This is a genomic window from Corynebacterium sp. USCH3, from assembly GCF_037619475.1.
In the GTDB taxonomy this organism is placed as follows: domain Bacteria; phylum Actinomycetota; class Actinomycetes; order Mycobacteriales; family Mycobacteriaceae; genus Corynebacterium.
The window spans coordinates 179,829-197,529 of the sequence record NZ_JAQPZT010000003.1; the positions used below are offsets into that span (position 1 = coordinate 179,829).

Annotated in this window: 21 protein-coding genes; 15 read left to right on the forward strand and 6 right to left on the reverse strand. The window is 66.6% G+C overall.

Annotated elements, in window-relative coordinates:
• Positions 1-46 precede the first annotated feature (46 nt).
• Positions 47-982 carry a hypothetical protein gene (locus PQI66_RS07030; RefSeq protein ID WP_339997049.1) on the forward strand — a complete coding sequence of 312 codons (936 nt, stop codon included), beginning with the start codon at positions 47-49 and terminating at the stop codon, positions 980-982.
• 76 nt (positions 983-1,058) lie between these two features.
• On the opposite strand, the gene fdhD is transcribed toward PQI66_RS07030, so the two are convergent.
• From fdhD to purF, 6 genes are all read right to left on the reverse strand, one after another.
• Complete coding sequence (gene fdhD, locus PQI66_RS07035) at positions 1,059-1,946, reverse strand: formate dehydrogenase accessory sulfurtransferase FdhD (RefSeq protein WP_339997050.1); 888 nt, start codon at positions 1,944-1,946, stop codon at positions 1,059-1,061.
• Between the two features lie 15 nt (positions 1,947-1,961).
• The gene (locus PQI66_RS07040) at positions 1,962-4,280 is read right to left on the reverse strand and encodes an FdhF/YdeP family oxidoreductase (RefSeq protein ID WP_339997051.1); all 2,319 of its coding nucleotides are present in this window, start codon (positions 4,278-4,280) and stop codon (positions 1,962-1,964) included.
• A gap of 131 nt (positions 4,281-4,411) precedes the next feature.
• Positions 4,412-4,753 (reverse strand): DUF6457 domain-containing protein, encoded by a 342-nt coding sequence (locus PQI66_RS07045; protein ID WP_339997053.1) that lies wholly within the window; start codon positions 4,751-4,753, stop codon positions 4,412-4,414.
• 21 nt (positions 4,754-4,774) lie between these two features.
• Complete coding sequence (locus PQI66_RS07050; RefSeq protein WP_445228010.1) at positions 4,775-5,905, reverse strand: heme/hemin ABC transporter substrate-binding protein; 1,131 nt, start codon at positions 5,903-5,905, stop codon at positions 4,775-4,777.
• 31 nt (positions 5,906-5,936) lie between these two features.
• On the reverse strand, positions 5,937-6,590 hold the full coding sequence (locus tag PQI66_RS07055) for a nucleosidase (protein WP_339997055.1): 654 nt from the start codon (positions 6,588-6,590) through the stop codon (positions 5,937-5,939).
• A 17-nt stretch (positions 6,591-6,607) separates the two neighbouring features.
• Positions 6,608-8,101, reverse strand: coding sequence for an amidophosphoribosyltransferase (purF, locus tag PQI66_RS07060; RefSeq protein ID WP_339997057.1), 1,494 nt, complete (start codon positions 8,099-8,101; stop codon positions 6,608-6,610).
• 412 nt (positions 8,102-8,513) lie between these two features.
• Between purF and rpsH the strand changes: the two genes are divergently transcribed.
• The 14 genes from rpsH to PQI66_RS07130 all read left to right on the forward strand — a co-directional run bounded on the left by rpsH (position 8,514) and on the right by PQI66_RS07130 (position 17,695).
• A complete protein-coding gene (gene rpsH / locus PQI66_RS07065; RefSeq protein WP_075811310.1) occupies positions 8,514-8,912 on the forward strand; it encodes a 30S ribosomal protein S8 in 399 nt (132 codons plus the stop codon).
• A gap of 15 nt (positions 8,913-8,927) precedes the next feature.
• Positions 8,928-9,464 carry a 50S ribosomal protein L6 gene (rplF, locus tag PQI66_RS07070; protein WP_339997060.1) on the forward strand — a complete coding sequence of 179 codons (537 nt, stop codon included), beginning with the start codon at positions 8,928-8,930 and terminating at the stop codon, positions 9,462-9,464.
• 2 nt (positions 9,465-9,466) lie between these two features.
• Positions 9,467-9,871 (forward strand): 50S ribosomal protein L18, encoded by a 405-nt coding sequence (gene rplR, locus PQI66_RS07075; RefSeq protein WP_339997062.1) that lies wholly within the window; start codon positions 9,467-9,469, stop codon positions 9,869-9,871.
• A 40-nt stretch (positions 9,872-9,911) separates the two neighbouring features.
• Entirely contained in the window at positions 9,912-10,562 is a 651-nt protein-coding gene (rpsE, locus tag PQI66_RS07080) for a 30S ribosomal protein S5 (RefSeq protein WP_339997063.1), read from the forward strand.
• Positions 10,563-10,567: 5 nt separating this feature from the next.
• Positions 10,568-10,753, forward strand: coding sequence for a 50S ribosomal protein L30 (gene rpmD, locus PQI66_RS07085; protein ID WP_038551242.1), 186 nt, complete (start codon positions 10,568-10,570; stop codon positions 10,751-10,753).
• 2 nt (positions 10,754-10,755) lie between these two features.
• On the forward strand, positions 10,756-11,214 hold the full coding sequence (gene rplO, locus PQI66_RS07090) for a 50S ribosomal protein L15 (protein ID WP_339997065.1): 459 nt from the start codon (positions 10,756-10,758) through the stop codon (positions 11,212-11,214).
• 569 nt (positions 11,215-11,783) lie between these two features.
• Entirely contained in the window at positions 11,784-13,115 is a 1,332-nt protein-coding gene (gene secY, locus PQI66_RS07095) for a preprotein translocase subunit SecY (RefSeq protein ID WP_339997066.1), read from the forward strand.
• Entirely contained in the window at positions 13,112-13,657 is a 546-nt protein-coding gene (locus PQI66_RS07100; RefSeq protein ID WP_339997067.1) for an adenylate kinase, read from the forward strand. The genes secY and PQI66_RS07100 overlap by 4 nt, the downstream gene beginning before the upstream one ends.
• A gap of 20 nt (positions 13,658-13,677) precedes the next feature.
• Entirely contained in the window at positions 13,678-14,481 is an 804-nt protein-coding gene (gene map, locus PQI66_RS07105) for a type I methionyl aminopeptidase (RefSeq protein ID WP_339997068.1), read from the forward strand.
• A 225-nt stretch (positions 14,482-14,706) separates the two neighbouring features.
• Positions 14,707-14,925 carry a translation initiation factor IF-1 gene (gene infA, locus PQI66_RS07110; RefSeq protein WP_025251938.1) on the forward strand — a complete coding sequence of 73 codons (219 nt, stop codon included), beginning with the start codon at positions 14,707-14,709 and terminating at the stop codon, positions 14,923-14,925.
• A gap of 234 nt (positions 14,926-15,159) precedes the next feature.
• The gene (gene rpsM / locus PQI66_RS07115; protein ID WP_301443816.1) at positions 15,160-15,528 is read left to right on the forward strand and encodes a 30S ribosomal protein S13; all 369 of its coding nucleotides are present in this window, start codon (positions 15,160-15,162) and stop codon (positions 15,526-15,528) included.
• A 3-nt stretch (positions 15,529-15,531) separates the two neighbouring features.
• On the forward strand, positions 15,532-15,936 hold the full coding sequence (gene rpsK / locus PQI66_RS07120; RefSeq protein WP_038546448.1) for a 30S ribosomal protein S11: 405 nt from the start codon (positions 15,532-15,534) through the stop codon (positions 15,934-15,936).
• A 21-nt stretch (positions 15,937-15,957) separates the two neighbouring features.
• Complete coding sequence (gene rpsD / locus PQI66_RS07125) at positions 15,958-16,563, forward strand: 30S ribosomal protein S4 (RefSeq protein WP_038546451.1); 606 nt, start codon at positions 15,958-15,960, stop codon at positions 16,561-16,563.
• A 118-nt stretch (positions 16,564-16,681) separates the two neighbouring features.
• Positions 16,682-17,695, forward strand: a complete 1,014-nt coding sequence (locus PQI66_RS07130; protein WP_339997071.1) for a DNA-directed RNA polymerase subunit alpha — start codon at positions 16,682-16,684, stop codon at positions 17,693-17,695.
• Positions 17,696-17,701 lie beyond the last annotated feature (6 nt).

Genomic DNA, 17,701 nt, shown 5'->3' on the forward strand with positions numbered 1-17,701 from the left:
CCGGTGACGCTAGGATAGGGCGAGGGGATGAGAACGGGGGAATCTCATGGGGGAGTACACGGACCAGGCCATCTGGACCACCGCCGAACTTCGGGCGGCCGGCCACACGGACAGGGACATAGGCCGAGCCGTGTCCGGGCAGAAGTTGTTCAAGGTGACCCGCGGACACTACATATCGAAGAATGATGCGAGAGTCGCGCTGATGGCGTTCACGAAAGCCTACCCGGGGATCATCTTCACCGGCCGCACCGCTGCATTCATCTACGGGGCTGTGCCGATGGCGTGGCCGGCGACAGCGGAGCACCCGACGTCCCGCACCGCCAGTCCCCATCTGGAGCTCCGACGGCGGGCGACACGCTCCAGCCGGCAGGTCGACCGGCTGCAGGTCGCCGTCCCCGCGAAGGTGGCGGTCGGCCTCATTGCGACGGACGACGCCGCCGCGCTCCGCGTCCTTGAGAGGGGGTACACCGGATTCACGGGGACGCGGCGCCTGGAGGACGACCTCGCAGGCCTCACCCGCGACGAGCGCAGGCGACTCAACCCCGTACTGCCCAGAGCTGTCCTTGGAACAGCAAGCGAACTGGAGAGAACCGCAGTGACCGTCATCAGGCGTGCACTGGCGAAGGAGCTCGAGGAGGGGGTGGTCACCATCGAGACAAACAAGCTCTTCAGAGGCTACTGGTTCGACGTGATGATCAGGGAGGCCCGCCTCCTCATCGAGATCGACAGTTACGCTTTCCACGGCGAGGGGAGAGCACGAAGATCCGCCTTCATCAGGGACCGGCACAAAGGTAACCAGGTCACCAGGTGGAACTGGCTGTTGTTACGCTACCCCGACCATGCGGTGAAGAACATGCCTGCCTATGTGGGAGACGAAGTGGCGGACACTGTGCGGTTCGTGCTTGACCATGACCGGCGCCGTCGTGAGGACGAAGCGCTCGACACTGACCGGCCAGTGCAGGACTGGTACCCGGAAGCGTGATTCAGGTGCCGAGAATGGTCCGGCCAGAGGCTTTGCGGCGACAGATCTCGGCACCTGAGCCACGCCACCGTCCAGTTCAGGTGTCCAGCTCCCCGCTGTAGAGGTTGAACCGGTCGTCCCTGGTGAAGCCGGTGAGCAGCAGGCCGGCCTCCCGCGCGGTGTTCACCGCCAACGACGTCGCCGCGGACACGGCGATGAGCCCGGAGAAACCGGCAAGCACCGCCTTCTGCACCAGCTCGAAGGAGGCCCGGCTGCTGACGACAAGGTAGGCGGGTGTATCGGGGTCGGCCCCCCGCAACCGGACGTCACCCGGCAGCCGGTCCTCCATGAGCAGGGCACCGACAACCTTGTCGACGGCGTTGTGACGTCCGACGTCCTCCCTGATGAGCAGGGGACGTCCGTCCGCGGTGAAGGCTCCGGCGGCGTGGATGCCCCCGGTCTTGCGGAAGGCCTTCTGCCCCTCGGACAGGCGCTGCGGCATGGACACGACCAGCTCTGCGGCCGGGTGCTCCGGGGCCAGCGTGTAGCGCTTCTCCTTCACCAGGTCGTCGATGCTGGTCGTGCCGCACACGCCGCACGCGGAGTTCGTGGTGGCGATGTTGCGGACCGGCAGCAACGGCAGTTCCGGCACCGCTGATGTCGGCGCAGGCCGCAGCGCGATGTCCAGCGTGTTGTACGTGTTCGCGTTGTCGGGGCCGACGGCGCCGGCGCAGTAACGTGCGGTGACCACGTCCTCCACCGAGGTGATCACCCCTTCGGCGTGGAGCAGGCCGTGGGCGAGCTCGACGTCGTGGCCGGGGGTGCGCATCGTGGTGGTCAGGTTGGTGCCGTCCACTCTGATCTGCAGCGGCTCCTCGACGGCGAGCGTGTCGGCGCGGGTGTCGAGCTCGTACTCGTTCCCGCCGTCCCGTCCGCTGCGGAGGCGGACTTTCGTGACGCGTGCGTTGTCGGTCAACCTACCCATGGGACTGCAGCGTACTCACTTCTCCGCGTCGGGCAGCGGCGGCATGTCCTCGGCCCGGCGTCCGGTCGGTTCCAGGCGCACCGGCGTGGACTTCGACACCGGGGTGTTGGACTTCTCGGCGGCGTGGTCCAGGGGAATCACCACGTTGGCCTCGGGGAAGTAGGTGGTGCAGCCGCCGCGGGAGTGGGAGTACTCCACCACGCGGAAGTCGGGGGCACGACGCTGCCCGTCGGACCAGTCGGACACGATGTCGACCATGTCGCCGTCGCGCAGCCCGAGGTCACGCAGGTCGTCGGCGCCGACGAGGACGACCCGGCGTCCTCCGCGGATACCGCGGTAGCGGTCGTCCATGCCGTAGACGGTGGAGTTGTACTGGTCGTGGGTGCGCACGGTGTTCATCATCAGCTCACGGTCGCGCAGCTGCACCGTGTCCGGCTGGTTGACGGTGAGGTGCGCCTTGCCGTCGGGAGTGGTGAAGCGGCGTTCGCGCGGGCCGTTGGGCAGGTAGAAGCCGCCGGGGTGCTCGAGGCGCTCGTTGTAGTTCTCGAAGCCGGGGATCGTCGCGGCGATGTGGTCGCGCAACACGGCGTAGTCGTCGATCATCGGCTGCCAGAAGTCGTCGCCGAAGGTCTCGCGGCCGACGGAGCAGATGATGTCGATCTCGCTCTTCAGGTTCTCCTTCCGGTTCGCCCGACGCTTACCGGTGGAGGCGTGGACCTTGCCGACGGAGTCCTCGACGGTCACCGACTGGCGTCCGGACTTCTGCAGGTCCAGGTCGGTACGCGAGCGCACCGGCAGGATGAGCGACTTCTCGCCCGGCCACGCGTGGGATCCGTTCGGCTTCGTCGACAGGTGGACGGTCAGCTCGTTGGACGCCATGCCCTGTTCGGCGACGGCGGTGTCGGACGTGACGCGCACGAGGTTGCCGCCCAGGGACATGAAGAAGCGGTTGTGCCCGTCGCGCATGGAGCGCAGGGCGTCGACGGTGTCGTGGCCGTGTTCGCGGGGGACGGGGAAGCCGAAGTGGTTCTCGACGGAGGCCAGGAAGCTGTCGGGGGACTTCTCCCAGATCCCCATCGTCCGGTTGCCCTGCACATTGGAGTGTCCGCGCAGTGGTGCGGTGCCGGCGCCGGGCTTGCCGATGTTGCCGGTGAGCAGGAGTGTGTTCGTCATCTCCTGGATGGTGGCGACAGCGTTCTTGTGCTGGGTCACCCCGAGGGTCCAGCTGATGATCATGGTGTCGGCGCGGACGATCTCGTCGACGGTCGCCAGGACCTGTTTGCGCGGGATGCCGTGGGCGGCGGCGAGTTCGTCGTCGTCCAGGCCGCGCAGGTGTGCGGTGAGGTCGTCGTAGCCGGTGGTGAACTGCTCGAGGAAGGCGTGGTCGACGGCGTCGCGTCGGACGAGCTCCTTGTTGATGGCCAGGAAGAGCGCCCGGTCACCGTCGAGGCGGACCTGCAGGTAGTCGTCGGCGAGCTTCTCGGTCCGGCCCAGGTAGGTCATCGGGTCCTGCGGCTCGCGGAAGGCCATCAGCCCGGTCTCGGGGATGGGGTTGACCGCCAGGATGCGTCCACCGTTCTCCTTGAGCCGGGTGAAGGCGGTCAGGGCACGCGGGTGGTTTGTCCCCGGGTTCTGGCCGACGGAGATCAGCAGGTCGGTGGAGTGGATGTCGTTCATCGTCACCGAGCCCTTGCCCAGGCCGACCATGGCGGTCAGCGCGGAGCCGGTGGACTCGTGGCACATGTTCGAGCAGTCGGGCAGGTTGTTGGTGCCCATGCGCCGGGCCAGCAGCTGGAAGACGTAGGCGGCTTCGTTGGACGCCTTGCCGGAGGTGTAGAACACCGCCTCTTCCGGGCTCGTGCGGTGCAGCTGGTCGGCGATGATGCCGAAGGCGTCCTCCCAGGTGACGGGACGGTAATGGCCGTCGCCGGAGCTCCGGTCGTAGAGCATCGGCTCGGTGATGCGTCCGACCTTGCCGAGCCAGTGGTCGGTCTTCTCGCGCAGTTGCTCGACGGTGTACTGCGCCCAGAAGTCCGGGCCGGCCTTCTTCGGGGTGGTTTCCTCGGCGACGGCCTTGGCACCGTTCTCGCAGAACTCCACGACGTTGAGGTCGGCCTGGTCGGGTTCGGGCCAGGCACAGCCGGGGCAGTCGAAGCCCTTGTGCTTGTTGATGGTCAGCAGTGACGGCACCGCGTTGTTCGGCACGGCGTGCTGCATCGAGTGCAGGATCGCGGGCACGCCGGCAGCGGCGTGTTCACGTTCGCTGACCTCGGGGTGGTCGAACCGGTTGGCGACCGGGTTCACCTGGCTGGGGGACTCGTGCAGGCTGGTCATGGTGTCCAGCGTATTCCGCCCGGGTCTGACGGTCACCTCGCCGGACGAGCCCCGCCAGCGGTGGACGCGCGAACCTGCAGGTTGTGACGGCGGTCATACGGTTCTGCCGTAAGGTCGTCCGGAGATGCCGGTCAGTTCTTCCCGAGAGCGAGGTCGGTGACGTCGGTGATCCGTACCCCGGCGGCGGAGGAATAGTTGTCTGCGGAGGGGTTTCCTTCAGCACTGTCGGACGCCGCACATCCGGCGGCGAGTCCGACGAGGAAGGCCGTCACCGGTGCCGCCGGCCGGGAACGGTTGTGTGCGACGGCGGATGTCAGGTCGAGGATGCCCTTGACGTTGGTCCGCACCACGTCGTCCGGTAGTCCGAGTTCCGACGCCACCAGGTCGAGCCAGGCGTGGGCGCTCTGCATTTCTTCCGGGGAGCCTTTTCTGGGGGAGCTTTTTCTGGGGGAGCCTTCTGCGGGAGTGTTCATGTGGTCGACGGTACCCAACGGCTATTCGGTGTCGGCGTCGCCGTACAGTGCCGCGGCGGCGGTGAGCAGCATCTCACCTGACTGGGGCCCGAAACTCAGCGACTGACTGTCCGGGATAGCCAGGACACGCTCGTTCTCGCCGGCGGTGGTCTGGGCGATGCCGGGTTTGGTGAGGAGTCCCTCCAGTCCACCGGTGGAGTCCAGGCCCGCCGACATCATCACCAGGACGTCCGGGTTCAGGTCCGCCAGTGACTCGGCGTTGGCTGGCGACGCCTGCCCGATGCCTTCTTCCTTGGCGGCGTCGACACCCCCGAGCGACTCGATGAGACCGTCGGTGCCGTCGTCGGGGCCGAGGATGTAGAACACGCCGCCGTCGCCGCGGGCGTAGAGGAACGCCATCCGCAGCGGGGCACCGGGGACAGCCTTCCCGGTGGCCTCACCGATCGCCTCGGTCGCCCGGGAGATCTCCGCGTCGGCCCGCTCACCGAGCAGGTCACCGTTGCCCGGCAGCCCGACGATGTCGGCGATGGTGGCGATGTCCGTGCTCACCGTGTCGATGGTGTGGTCCGGACTGATCCGGACCACCGGCACGCCGGCCTCCCGGAGCTGGGTGAGTGCGTCGGCCGGCCCGATGCTGCCGTCGACGATCACGAGCGAGGGGGAGAGGTTCAGCACGGCCTCGGCGTTGATCGAGTGCCCGCCCTGGGTGACCACCGGGAGGTTCTGCAGGCTCGGCTCGGTCGAGGAGACCGTGCGCCCCACGATGTTGTCGCGGAGGCCGAGGCCGGCGAGCGTGCGGGAGATCGTGCCGTAGATGTCCAGCGGGATGATCCGTGAGATGTCGTCGACGGTGACCTCCTCCCCGTCGGCGTCGGTGAGGTCGACGGGGAGGTCGGCGTCGTCCACCGACTCCCCGTCGACGGGGGTGACGTCACCGACGCTCTCTGCACGGGACACGCCGTGCCGGTCGTGGGGGTCGGGCAGCCCGTCGTCCACGAGACCCGTGAACGTGTCGAGCGCCCGGTCGAAGGAGGTCTCCTCGGCGGTGGCCGTCGATCCGGTTCCGTTCTCGGCGCCGACACCGCAGGCGGTGAGCGACGCCGTGGCCAGGGCAGCGGCGACGAGGAGTGGGGACAGACGGCGAGGGGACATGGCAAGAAATTAGCACACACTTACCCGGCCGCTAGGGGGTCGGGTGTGGAGGCCCGCCGAGGGCCTGGCGTGAATGTGCCGCGAGCTCGCGGGCCAGGGCGGGCATCTCGCGGTGCCACGACGCGCCGGCCACGTCATCGGCGGTGTCGCTGACGATCTTGGCCAGCTGTACGGGGACACCGAACCACTGCGCGACCGCGGCGACGGCGTACCCCTCCATGTCCACCAGGTCGGCGTCCTGCGCGAGGCGGTCCCGGGTACCCCGGTCATCGACGAAGATGTCGCCGGTGGCCAGGGTCACCCCCGGTGAGGACGCCGGTGAGGAGGCCGGGGCGGATGAACGCAGGTCGATGGGCGGGTACTCGTCCCGGCCGGTCAGGGCCGCGACGGCGGCGTGCGAGAAGTCGTGCAGGACGACCCGGTCGACCCGGTGGACCCCGGTCAGCCCCGGTCGCAGGGCCCCGGCCGTCCCGATGTTGATGACCGCACTGGGCAACCCGCCGGCACGCAGGTAGCGGTGCAGGCAGTCGGTCACCGCGAGCGTGGCGTTGAGCCGGCCGATTCCGGTCAGCAGGACCGGTGCGTCCTCGTCCAGGTCGGCGGCCTCGGCGGCGACGGCGACGACGATCAACGGTTGGCCGGGAATCAGCCGGCCCCGGAGCCGACCCTGGAAGAGTTCGAGCATGGGGCCCAATCTACCGGTCAGGAGACCTGGTTGTCGCGTACCCACTCCAGGTACTCGTCGGTGACGGTGCCGGTGACGTACCGGCCGTCGAAGCAGCTCATGTCGAGTCCGTCGAGCTGTGCGTCGGTCTGGCCGTCGAGGATGGCACCCTCCAGGTCCTCGACCTTCTGGTAGACGAGGTGGTCGGCGCCGAGGACCTTGCAGACCTCCGGGACGGACCGTCCCGCGGCGACGAGTTCGTCACGGTCGGGGATGTTGATGCCGTAGACGTGCGGATGCCGGATCGGGGGAGCGGCGGAGGCGAAGCTGACCTTCCGGGCTCCGGCGGCCCGGGCCATGGCGATGATCTCGTAGCTCGTGGTCCCCCGCACGATGGAGTCGTCGATGAGCAGGACGTGCTTGCCGGCGAACTCGGAGGACATGGCGTTGAGCTTCTGCCGCACGCTCTTCTTGCGCACCGCCTGCCCCGGCATGATGAACGTCCGGCCCACGTAGCGGTTCTTGAAGAACCCCTCGCGGTAGGGGATGTCGAGGACGCGGGCGACCTCCATCGCCGCCGGGCGCGCCGAGTCCGGGATGGGCATGACGACGTCGACGTCGTCCGTGGGGACGTGCTCGGCGATCGTCGTCGCCAGGCGTGCGCCCATCCGCAGCCGCGAGTCGTAGACGCTGATGCCGTTCATCACCGAGTCGGGGCGGGCGAGGTAGACGTACTCGAAGGAGCAGGGCTCCAGGCGGGCGTCGGCGACGCACTGCCGTGAGTGCAGTACGCCGTCGGTGGTGATGAACACGGCCTCACCCGGGGCGATCTCGCGTTCGAGTTCGTAGTCGGCGTTCTCCAGGACGAGCGACTCACTGGCGACGACCCACTCGTCGTGCCCGCCGACGGCGTGGGACCCGCCGGTGGCCGTCGGGCGGCGACGGCCCAGCACCAGCGGGCGGATGCCGTTGGGGTCGCGGAAGGCGAGCAGACCGTGATGGGCGATCAGCGAGATCACACCGTAGGCGCCCTCGATCCGTCCCATCGTCGCGGTGACGGCGTCGAAGATGCCGTCGGCGTTGAGGTCGTCCGGGCCCGTGGTGGACTGCAGTTCGTTGGCCAGCACGTTGAGCAGCAGCTCGGTGTCGCTGGAGGTGTTGAGGTGCCGGCGGTCACGGTGGCGCATCTCCGTGGTCAGCTCGCGGGTGTTGGTCAGGTTCCCGTTGTGCACCAGCGTGATGCCGTACGGGGAGTTGACGTAGAACGGCTGCGACTCCTGCTCGTTCGAGGCCGCACCACGGGTCACGTAGCGCACGTGCCCCAGCCCGGCGGTGCCGAGCAGCGAGCGCATGTCCCGGGTACGGAAGGACTCCCGCACCATGCCACGGGCGCGGAAGAGGTGCATGTGTCCGCCCTCCTCGGCGGTCGCCATGCCCGTCGAGTCCTGCCCGCGATGCTGCAGAAGCAGGAGAGCGTCGTAAATGTCCTGGTTGACCGGCTGGTTTCCCACCATGCCGACGATGCCGCACATTGCGCTGAGGTGTCCTCACTGTGTCCCGGAAGATGGATGCAGGTGTCGAGCCTACGCCCATAGTTGACCATGACAACGATCGGGCGGGGAAGTGGGGGACGGGGACCGCGGGGGCGGGATGCGGCGTATGTGCCGGTTTTGCCTTTGTTTCCCCTGGTTGGTAACGTGAACGGGTCTCGCTGTAGGGTATGCCGTGTCCGTCGAGGATCACGCCGCGCCGCCGCAGCATGTCGAGACTCCTGAACATGAACCACTTTGTCGCAGGCCCACCGCCTATTGCGGCCGCGCGGAACACAAGGCAGCGAGCAAGCCGGACTACTGAGTCCGGGGAGCGTCGAGTTGCCGGACACCAATGCGCGGTGACGCCCGGGTGGACGGGGAACCGTGACGAGAAAGGCTAGAGGTCACCTCCATGACCATGACTGACCCCATCGCGGACATGCTGTCCCGCGTGAGGAACGCGTCCAACGCGTACCACGACAGCGTCTCGATGCCGTCCTCCAAGATCAAGGCCAACATCGCCGAGATCCTGAAGTCCGAGGGCTACATCGCCGACTACGCCGTCGAGGACGCCTCGACCGGCAAGAAGCTCACCCTGGAACTGAAGTACAGCACGTCCCGCGAGCGTTCGATCGCCGGGCTGCGCCGCGTGTCCAAGCCGGGCCTGCGCGTGTACGCCAAGTCCACCAACCTCCCGAAGGTCCTCGGCGGCCTGGGCGTGGCGATCATCTCCACCTCCCACGGCCTGCTGACCGACCGTCAGGCGACCGAGAAGGGCGTGGGTGGGGAAGTCCTCGCCTACGTCTGGTAGAAGGAGGACGAAGCAATGTCACGAATCGGTAAGAACCCCGTGGCCGTGCCCGCCGGCGTCACCGTCACCATCGACGGCCAGAACGTCGAGGTCAAGGGCCCCAAGGGTACTCTTTCGCAGGTCATCCCGGCCCCGATCTCCGTTGTCCAGGAGGACAACGAGCTCGTCGTGAGCCGTCCGGACGACCACCGCAAGAACCGCTCCCTGCACGGCCTGTCCCGGTCGCTCGTCAACAACATGGTTGTCGGCGTGACCGAGGGCTACACCACCAAGATGGAAATCTTCGGTGTCGGCTACCGTGTCCAGGCCAAGGGCAGCAACCTCGAGTTCGCCCTCGGCTACTCCCACCCGGTCCTCATCGAGGCACCGGAGGGAATCACCTTCGCCGTCGACGGAAACACCAAGTTCTCCATCACCGGTATCGATAAGCAGCAGGTCGGACAGATCGCCGCCAATATCCGTCGTCTCCGTAAGGACGACCCCTACAAGGGCAAGGGTATCCGCTACGCGGGCGAGCAGATCCGTCGCAAGGTCGGAAAGACGGGTAAGTAGAGATGGCACAGAGCACTGCAAGCAACAAGCGCATCCCGGTGGGCAAGGACATCTCCACCCGCCGTCGCGTCGCACGCGCACGTCGCCACTACCGTCTGCGCAAGAACATCAGCGGCACCCCCGAGACCCCGCGTCTCGTGGTGCACCGCACCTCCCGTCACATGCACGTCCAGGTCATCGACGACACCAAGGGCCACACCCTGGCCGCTGCGTCGACGATCGAGCCCGACGTCCGTGCACTGGACGGTGACAAGAAGGACCGTGGCGCCCGCATCGGTCAGCTGATCGCCGAGCGTGCCAAGGCCGCCGGCATCGAGACCGTCGTCTTCGACCGTGGTGGCTACCAGTACCACGGCCGTGTCGCCGCCCTGGCAGACGCCGCCCGTGAAGGTGGTCTGAAGTTCTAATGCGCAACGACAACATTTTCACCGACGGAAGGACTGCGTGATGTCGGAACGTGATCGTAACGGCGGACGCACCGCCGACAGCAACAACAAGGACAACCGGGACAACCGGGGCCGCGGCAACAACGGCGGTCGTGACGACCGTCGTGGTGGCCGTCGCGACCAGCAGGACGAGCGCTCGCAGTACCTCGAGCGCGTCGTGACCATCAACCGCGTCTCCAAGGTCGTCAAGGGTGGTCGTCGCTTCAGCTTCACCGCTCTGGTGATCGTCGGTGACGGCCAGGGCATGGTCGGCGTCGGCTACGGCAAGGCCAAGGAAGTTCCCGCCGCGATCCAGAAGGGCGCAGAGGAAGCTCGCAAGAACTTCTTCCGCGTCCCGATGATCGCCGGCACCATCACCCACGAGGTCCAGGGCGAAGCCGCCGCCGGCGTCGTGTGGATGAAGCCCGCCGCACCGGGTACCGGTGTCATCGCCGGCGGTGCCGCCCGCCCCGTGCTCGAGTGCGCCGGCGTCCAGGACGTCCTGTCGAAGTCCCTGGGCTCCGACAACGCCATCAACGTCGTCCACGCCACCGTGGACGCACTCAAGCAGCTGGTCCGCCCCGAAGAGGTCGCCGCCCGTCGTGGCAAGACCCTCGAAGAGGTCACCCCGGCGCCGATGCTGCGCGCCCGCGCCGCAGGACAGGGAGCGTGATTGAGATGGCACTGAAGATCACCCAGCTCAAGGGCACTGTCGGAACCATTCCTAAGCAGCGTAACTCGCTGCGCTCGCTTGGCCTCAAGCGTATCGGCCAGTCGGTCATCCGTGAGGACGGTCCCATCGTCCGCGGTCAGATCAACACCGTGCGCCACCTGGTCCAGGTCGAGGAAGTAGCAGGGGAGTAACAATGAGCGAACCCATCAAGCTGCACGACCTCCGTCCCTCCAAGGGTGCCAACACCGCCAAGACCCGCGTCGGTCGTGGTGAGGCGTCCAAGGGTAAGACCGCCGGTCGTGGTACCAAGGGCACCAAGGCCCGCAAGCAGGTCTCTGCCGCCTTCGAGGGTGGCCAGATGCCGCTGCACATGCGCCTGCCGAAGCTCAAGGGCTTCAAGAACCCGGCGAAGGTCGTCTTCCAGGTCGTCAACGTCTCTGACCTGGCCAAGGCCTTCCCCCAGGGTGGCGACGTGACCGTGGCGGACATCGTGTCCGCCGGCCTGGTCCGCGTCAACCAGCCTGTGAAGGTTCTGGGCGACGGTGAGATCTCCGTGGCACTCAACGTGACCGCGGACAAGTTCTCCCGTTCCGCCAAGGAGAAGATCGAGGCAGCGGGTGGCAGCATCGCCACCGCCGCCGAGGCTTCCTAGCAGAACCCTCGTCCACGTACTGCGCCACCGGGCGCGGGTACGGGGACACACCTGAACCCCCGGGTCCACCGTCTGACGGTGGTCCGGGGGTTCTCGTGTACGCGGGGGAGTGGTTGCGTGAGGGGACTGCGTGTCCGGTGGTGGCAGAGGCGACGGCGCAGTGGCAGACCCGGCGGGCGATCCCGGGCCCCAGTCCGACCGGTGCCCCTGCCACCCGGCCGTCACCTCTGCCGCCGGACCGCCGCTGCGTCCGTCAGTGGCGGGGTGTGCGCAGCAGGCCCGCCCGCCCCTGGTTCCTCGCTGCGCATCCTGCCGGTCGCTACGCCTCGTCGCCCGTCACGGTGCGCGTGTTCCCGTCCCCGGAACATGTACTTGGTCACGGAAGTGTAACCTTCCAGACGACCCCTGCTATCCTTGTGCAGTTGTCTGTCCCCTGCGGGCCGCGTCCCCCTTTCCGGGCGCCACCGGCCGGGGATTCAGTGACCGAACACTTACCCCAAGTAGAAACCTTCGGCGGCCCGCCCCGGGAGTGATGCTCCCGACAGTGACTGCCGAGCCAGGAGGCAAACGTGACCGCCTTGCTCTCGGCGTTCCGGGATGCTGATCTGCGCAAGAAGATCTTCTTCACTCTTGCGATGATCATCCTCTACCGGATCGGAGCACAGATCCCGACCCCGGGTGTCGACTACGCGGAAGTCACCTCGCAGGTCCGTTCCCTGACCGAGGACGGCTCGAACAGCATGTACACGCTGATCAACCTGTTCTCCGGTGGAGCCCTGCTGCAGCTGTCGGTGTTCGCCATCGGCATCATGCCCTACATCACCGCGTCGATCATCGTGCAGCTGCTGACCGTGGTCATCCCGCGCTTCGAGCAGTTGAAGAAGGAGGGGCAGTCCGGTCAGGCGAAGATGACCGAGTACACCCGGTACCTCACGGTGGCTCTGGCGCTGCTGCAGTCGGCGGGCATCGTCGCACTCGCGGACCGTCAGCAGCTCCTGGGGGCCAACGTCCGCGTCCTGCACGAGGACGTCGGCGTGTTCGGTCTGGTCACCATGGTGACGATCATGACGGCCGGTGCCGTGCTGGTGATGTGGTTCGGTGAGTTGATCACCGACCGGGGTGTCGGCAACGGTATGTCGTTGCTGATCTTCGCCGGCATCGCCACCCAGTTGCCCGCACAGGGCATGCAGATCCTGCGCAGCTCCGGTGGTTTCGTCTTCGCCGGTGTGGTGTTCGCCGTCCTGCTCCTGGTGATCGGGGTCATCTTCATCGAGCAGGGGCAGCGCCGTATCCCGGTGCAGTACGCCAAGCGGATGGTCGGTCGCCGTCAGTACGGAGAGACCTCGACCTACCTCCCGCTCAAGGTCAACCAGGCCGGCGTGATCCCGGTGATCTTCGCGTCGTCGATTCTGACCGTGCCGATCCTGATCACACAGATCATCCAGTCCGGGGACGCCGGGCAGTCGGACAACTGGTGGAACCGCAACGTGATGACGATGCTGTCGGATCCGTCGAGTTGGCCGTACATCGCGATCTTCGCGCTGCTGATCATCTTCTTCTCCTACTTCTACGTGTCGATCCAGTACGACCCGAACGACCAGGCCGACAACATGAAGAAGTACGGTGGGTTCATCCCGGGCATCCGCCCGGGCCGGCCGACCGCGGAGTACCTCTGGTACGTCATGACGCGGCTGCTGCTCGTCGGTTCGGTCTATCTCGCCGTTATCGCCGTTCTCCCGAACGTTGCGATTACGATGGGACTCGCCTCTGACGGCGCGGCCTCTAGTCTGGGCGCGTTCGGTGGTACCGCTATTCTGATTATGGTCTCGGTGGCTCTGACCACGGTCAAGCAGATCGAGTCCCAGCTCATGCAAGCCAACTACGAAGGATTCCTCAAATGAGACTCGTTCTCCTCGGCCCTCCCGGTGCAGGCAAGGGCACGCAGGCCGCCATCCTCGCCGACTCGCTGGGCGTGCCTCACATCTCCACGGGTGACCTCTTCCGCGAGAACATCTCCAAGGAGACCGACCTGGGTCGCCAGGCGCAGGAGTACATGGACGCCGGCAAGCTGGTGCCCACCTCCGTCACCGCGGACATGGTCAGCAAGCGTCTCGACCAGAAGGACGCCGCCGACGGCTTCCTGCTGGACGGGTTCCCGCGCACGGTCGAGCAGGCTGAGATCCTCTCGGAGATCCTGGACGGCAAGGGCACCGCACTGAACAACGTGCTCAACTACCGTGTGTCCGAGGATGTCGTGGTGGAGCGCATGCTCGCACGCGGCCGTAGCGACGACACCGAGGACACGATCCGCACCCGTATGCAGGTCTACCGGGACGAGACCGCCCCGCTGATCGACTACTACGCGGACATCATCATCAACGTCGACGCCGAGGGCACCGTGGAGGACATCTCGTCCTCGACGCTGGATGCCCTGGACCGTTAGAACGAGACGGCCGGTAGTCGATGGGTTTCCGCAGGAAGAGCAAGGTCATCGCGGGCAAGACGGCGGGTGAGCTGGACGCCATGCAGGCTTCCGGGGAGATCGTGGGACGCGCGCTGCAGGCGGTGCGTGCCGCCGCCGTCGCCGGTGCCACCACGCTCGACCTCGACGCCGTCGCCGAGGAGACGATCCGTGCCGCCGGTGCGGTGCCGACGTTCAAGGGGTACGGCGGCTTCCCGGGCAGTATCTGCTCCTCGGTGAACGACATGATCGTCCACGGCATCCCGGACTCCACCACCGTGCTGAAGGACGGGGACCTGGTCTCCATCGACTGCGGTGCCACGCTGGACGGGTGGGTCGGGGACTCCGCCTGGACGTTCGCCGTCGGGGGAGACGACACGCTCACCCCCGAAACCCTCAAGCTCAACCAGGCCACGGAATGGGTCCTCTCCGAGGGGATCAGGGCCATGGTCCCGGGCAACCGCCTGACCGACGTCTCCTGGGCGCTCGAGGAAGCGACGGAGCGGGCGGAGCAGAAGTTCGGTGTGCCCCTGTTCATCGTCGACGGCTACGGCGGGCACGGCATCGGTCACGAGATGCACGAGGACCCGTACCTCGCCAACGAGGGGGCGCCGGGCAAGGGGCCGCACATCGAGGCGGGCAGCACGCTGGCCATCGAGCCGATGCTCGCGCTCGGGACCGTCGACTCCTACGTGCTGGACGACGACTGGGGTGTCAAGACCCTGGACGGTTCCCCCGCCTCGCACTGGGAGCACACCGTGGCGGCCACCGAGGACGGACCACGGATCCTCACCCCCAGGTACTGACCCCGGTACCGACCCGGAGTGAACCTCCGGACAGCGCCCCGGACACGGGGTGCCGGCCCTGGACACGATGAATGTGAGAGACATTTGTCATGTCCAGGGCCGATGCCGTATGGTAGGTCGTTGGTGTGGACACGTGGGCACTGCGACACCGCAGAGCGCCCGGCACACCGTCGAGACCAGACCTAAAGGCCCGTCACCCGTGGCGGACCGGGAAAAGTGGAGGATATGGCTAAAGAAGGCGCCATCGAGGTTGAGGGCAAGATCATCGAGCCCCTGCCGAACGCGATGTTCCGCGTTGAGCTGGACAACGGGCACAAGGTGCTCGCACACATTTCCGGCAAGATGCGTCAGCACTACATCCGTATCCTCCCCGAGGACAGGGTCGTCGTGGAGCTCTCTCCCTACGACCTGACCCGCGGCCGGATCGTCTACCGCTACAAGTAGACCCCGTCCGGCCGGTCACGTACTGGTCGCACAGTCATTCAGCCTCCACACATCCAGCCGGTGGCACGGCGCGCCTCCCTCGCGGAGGTGGCGCCGGGCGCCGGACAACCACCTTCGGCCGCGGCGGCTGAAGCCCGCCGTGCCCCCGCCCCCACCATCGCCGGTGGAACGGGGCACGGAACCACGGGACGTGTGTGGAGAAAACCGCCGCAGTAATCCGGAAGGAACTGCCATATGGCACGCCTTGCTGGTGTTGACCTCCCGCGCGACAAGCGCATGGAGGTTGCACTCACCTACATCTACGGCATCGGCCCCGCCCGTGCCGCCGAGCTGCTGGAGAAGACCGGCATCTCTCCCGACCTGCGGTCCAAGGACCTCACGGACGAGCACATCTCCATTCTGAGGGACGCGATCGAGAGCACCTGGAAGGTCGAGGGCGATCTTCGCCGCGAGGTCCAGGCCGACATCCGTCGCAAGATCGAGATCGGTTGCTACCAGGGCATCCGCCACCGTCGTGGCCTGCCTGTGCGCGGTCAGCGCACGAAGACCAACGCTCGTACGCGTAAGGGCCCGAAGAAGACGATCGCAGGAAAGAAGAAGTAGTCTATGCCTCCCAAAGCACGCTCCGGCGCGCGCCGTACCGGCCGTCGCGTCGTCAAGAAGAATGTGGCGCACGGCGCCGCATACATCAAGTCCACCTTCAACAACACCATCGTGTCCATCACGGACCCGAAGGGTGCTGTGATTTCCTGGGCCTCCTCGGGACACGTCGGCTTCAAGGGCTCCCGTAAGTCCACGCCGTTCGCCGCCCAGATGGCCGCCGAGTCCGCCGCCCGCAAGGCGATGGAGCACGGCATGAAGAAGGTCGACGTTTTCGTCAAGGGCCCGGGCTCCGGCCGCGAGACCGCCATCCGTTCCCTGTCCACCGCCGGCCTCGAGGTCGGAACGATCTCCGACGTGACGCCCCAGCCGCACAACGGCTGCCGTCCGCCGAAGCGTCGTCGCGTCTAGAAGAAAGGATAGGGATACCACATGGCTCGCTATACCGGATCCGCCACCCGTAAGTCCCGTCGTCTCCGCGTCGACCTCGTCGGCGGGGACCGCTCCTTCGAGCGTCGCCCGTACCCCCCGGGACAGGCCGGTCGTACCCGCATCAAGGAGTCGGAGTACCTGACCCAGCTGCAGGAGAAGCAGAAGGCCCGCTTCACCTACGGCGTCATGGAGAAGCAGTTCCGCCGTTACTACGCGGAGGCCAACCGTCGCCCCGGCAAGACCGGTGACAACCTGGTCATCCTGCTGGAGTCCCGGCTGGACAACGTCGTCTACCGTGCAGGCCTGGCCCGCACCCGTCGACAGGCACGCCAGCTCGTCTCCCACGGTCACTTCACCGTGAACGGCAAGAACATCAACGTGCCGTCCTTCCAGGTCTCCCAGTACGACATCATCGACGTCCGGGACCGTTCCCGTTCGATGCTGTGGTTCGAGGAGGCCCAGGAGCTCCTGGTCGACGCTGTCGTCCCGGCCTGGCTCCAGGTTGTGCCGTCTTCCCTGCGCATCCTCGTGCACCAGCTGCCCGAGCGCGCCCAGATCGACGTCCCGCTGCAGGAGCAGCTCATCGTCGAGTTCTACTCCAAGTAGGACGTTCGGTCGCACCACCGCCGACCACCGCCGCACCTGTGGCCGGTGGCGGTTCCCGTCAAGATCAGTTGTTCATCTCTACGGCGTCAAATAACGGTCGCCACCAAGGAGAAGCAAGATGCTCATTTCACAGCGCCCGGCGTTGAGCGAAGAGTTCGTCAGCCCTGCCCGTTCCCGGTTCGTCATCGAGCCGCTGGAGCCCGGTTTCGGCTACACCCTCGGAAACTCGTTGCGCCGCACCCTGCTGTCGTCCATCCCGGGCGCGGCAGTCACCTCCATCCGGATCGAGGGTGTGCTCCACGAGTTCACCACCATCCCCGGTGTCAAGGAGGATGTCTCCGACATCATCCTGAACATCAAGTCCCTGGTCCTGTCCTCGGACTCCGATGAGCCGGTCACGATGTACATCCGGAAGGAAGGCGCCGGTGAGGTCACCGGGGCTGACGTCGTCGCCCCGACCGGTGTGGAGGTCCACAACCCGGACCTGCACATCGCCACCCTCAATGAGCAGGGCAAGATCGACATCGAGCTCGTCGTCGAGCGCGGCCGCGGCTACGTCCCGGCCGCAGCCACCACCGGGGAGATCGGCCGCATCCCGGTCGACCAGATCTACTCCCCGGTGCTGAAGGTCAGCTACAAGGTCGAGGCGACCCGTGTCGAACAGCGCACGGACTTCGACAAGCTGGTCATCGACGTCGAGACCAAGAACTCCATCACCGCCCGCGACGCCATGGCGTCGGCCGGTAAGACCCTGGTGGAGCTGTTCGGTCTGGCCCAGGAACTCAACCTGGCTGCTGAAGGTATCGAGATCGGCCCGTCCCCGATGGAGACCGAGCACATCGCCGCCTACAGCACCCCGATCGAGGACCTCGACTTCTCCGTGCGGTCGTACAACTGCCTGAAGCGTGAGGACATCCACACCGTCGGCGAACTCGCCGGCCGGACCGAGTCCGACCTGCTGGATATCCGCAACTTCGGCCAGAAGTCCATCAACGAGGTCAAGGTCAAGCTCGCTGAGCTGGGCCTGGGTCTCAAGGACGCACCCGAAGGCTTCGACATCAACGACATCGAGGGCTACGACCCGGAGTCCGGCGAATTCGTCGACACCGAGGGCGAAGACATCGCCGAGTAGTCACTT

Excerpts from the sequence above, each read along its gene's own strand:
- PQI66_RS07030 (WP_339997049.1), top strand. The coding sequence starts at position 47 with ATGGGGGAGTACACGGACCAGGCCATCTGGACCACCGCCGAACTTCGG.
- fdhD (WP_339997050.1), bottom strand. The coding sequence starts at position 1,946 with ATGGGTAGGTTGACCGACAACGCACGCGTCACGAAAGTCCGCCTCCGC.
- PQI66_RS07040 (WP_339997051.1), bottom strand. The coding sequence starts at position 4,280 with ATGACCAGCCTGCACGAGTCCCCCAGCCAGGTGAACCCGGTCGCCAAC.
- PQI66_RS07045 (WP_339997053.1), bottom strand. The coding sequence starts at position 4,753 with ATGAACACTCCCGCAGAAGGCTCCCCCAGAAAAAGCTCCCCCAGAAAA.
- PQI66_RS07050 (WP_445228010.1), bottom strand. The coding sequence starts at position 5,905 with ATGTCCCCTCGCCGTCTGTCCCCACTCCTCGTCGCCGCTGCCCTGGCC.
- PQI66_RS07055 (WP_339997055.1), bottom strand. The coding sequence starts at position 6,590 with ATGCTCGAACTCTTCCAGGGTCGGCTCCGGGGCCGGCTGATTCCCGGC.
- purF (WP_339997057.1), bottom strand. The coding sequence starts at position 8,101 with ATGTGCGGCATCGTCGGCATGGTGGGAAACCAGCCGGTCAACCAGGAC.
- rpsH (WP_075811310.1), top strand. The coding sequence starts at position 8,514 with ATGACCATGACTGACCCCATCGCGGACATGCTGTCCCGCGTGAGGAAC.
- rplF (WP_339997060.1), top strand. The coding sequence starts at position 8,928 with ATGTCACGAATCGGTAAGAACCCCGTGGCCGTGCCCGCCGGCGTCACC.
- rplR (WP_339997062.1), top strand. The coding sequence starts at position 9,467 with ATGGCACAGAGCACTGCAAGCAACAAGCGCATCCCGGTGGGCAAGGAC.
- rpsE (WP_339997063.1), top strand. The coding sequence starts at position 9,912 with ATGTCGGAACGTGATCGTAACGGCGGACGCACCGCCGACAGCAACAAC.
- rpmD (WP_038551242.1), top strand. The coding sequence starts at position 10,568 with ATGGCACTGAAGATCACCCAGCTCAAGGGCACTGTCGGAACCATTCCT.
- rplO (WP_339997065.1), top strand. The coding sequence starts at position 10,756 with ATGAGCGAACCCATCAAGCTGCACGACCTCCGTCCCTCCAAGGGTGCC.
- PQI66_RS07100 (WP_339997067.1), top strand. The coding sequence starts at position 13,112 with ATGAGACTCGTTCTCCTCGGCCCTCCCGGTGCAGGCAAGGGCACGCAG.
- map (WP_339997068.1), top strand. The coding sequence starts at position 13,678 with ATGGGTTTCCGCAGGAAGAGCAAGGTCATCGCGGGCAAGACGGCGGGT.
- infA (WP_025251938.1), top strand. The coding sequence starts at position 14,707 with ATGGCTAAAGAAGGCGCCATCGAGGTTGAGGGCAAGATCATCGAGCCC.
- rpsM (WP_301443816.1), top strand. The coding sequence starts at position 15,160 with ATGGCACGCCTTGCTGGTGTTGACCTCCCGCGCGACAAGCGCATGGAG.
- rpsK (WP_038546448.1), top strand. The coding sequence starts at position 15,532 with ATGCCTCCCAAAGCACGCTCCGGCGCGCGCCGTACCGGCCGTCGCGTC.
- rpsD (WP_038546451.1), top strand. The coding sequence starts at position 15,958 with ATGGCTCGCTATACCGGATCCGCCACCCGTAAGTCCCGTCGTCTCCGC.
- PQI66_RS07130 (WP_339997071.1), top strand. The coding sequence starts at position 16,682 with ATGCTCATTTCACAGCGCCCGGCGTTGAGCGAAGAGTTCGTCAGCCCT.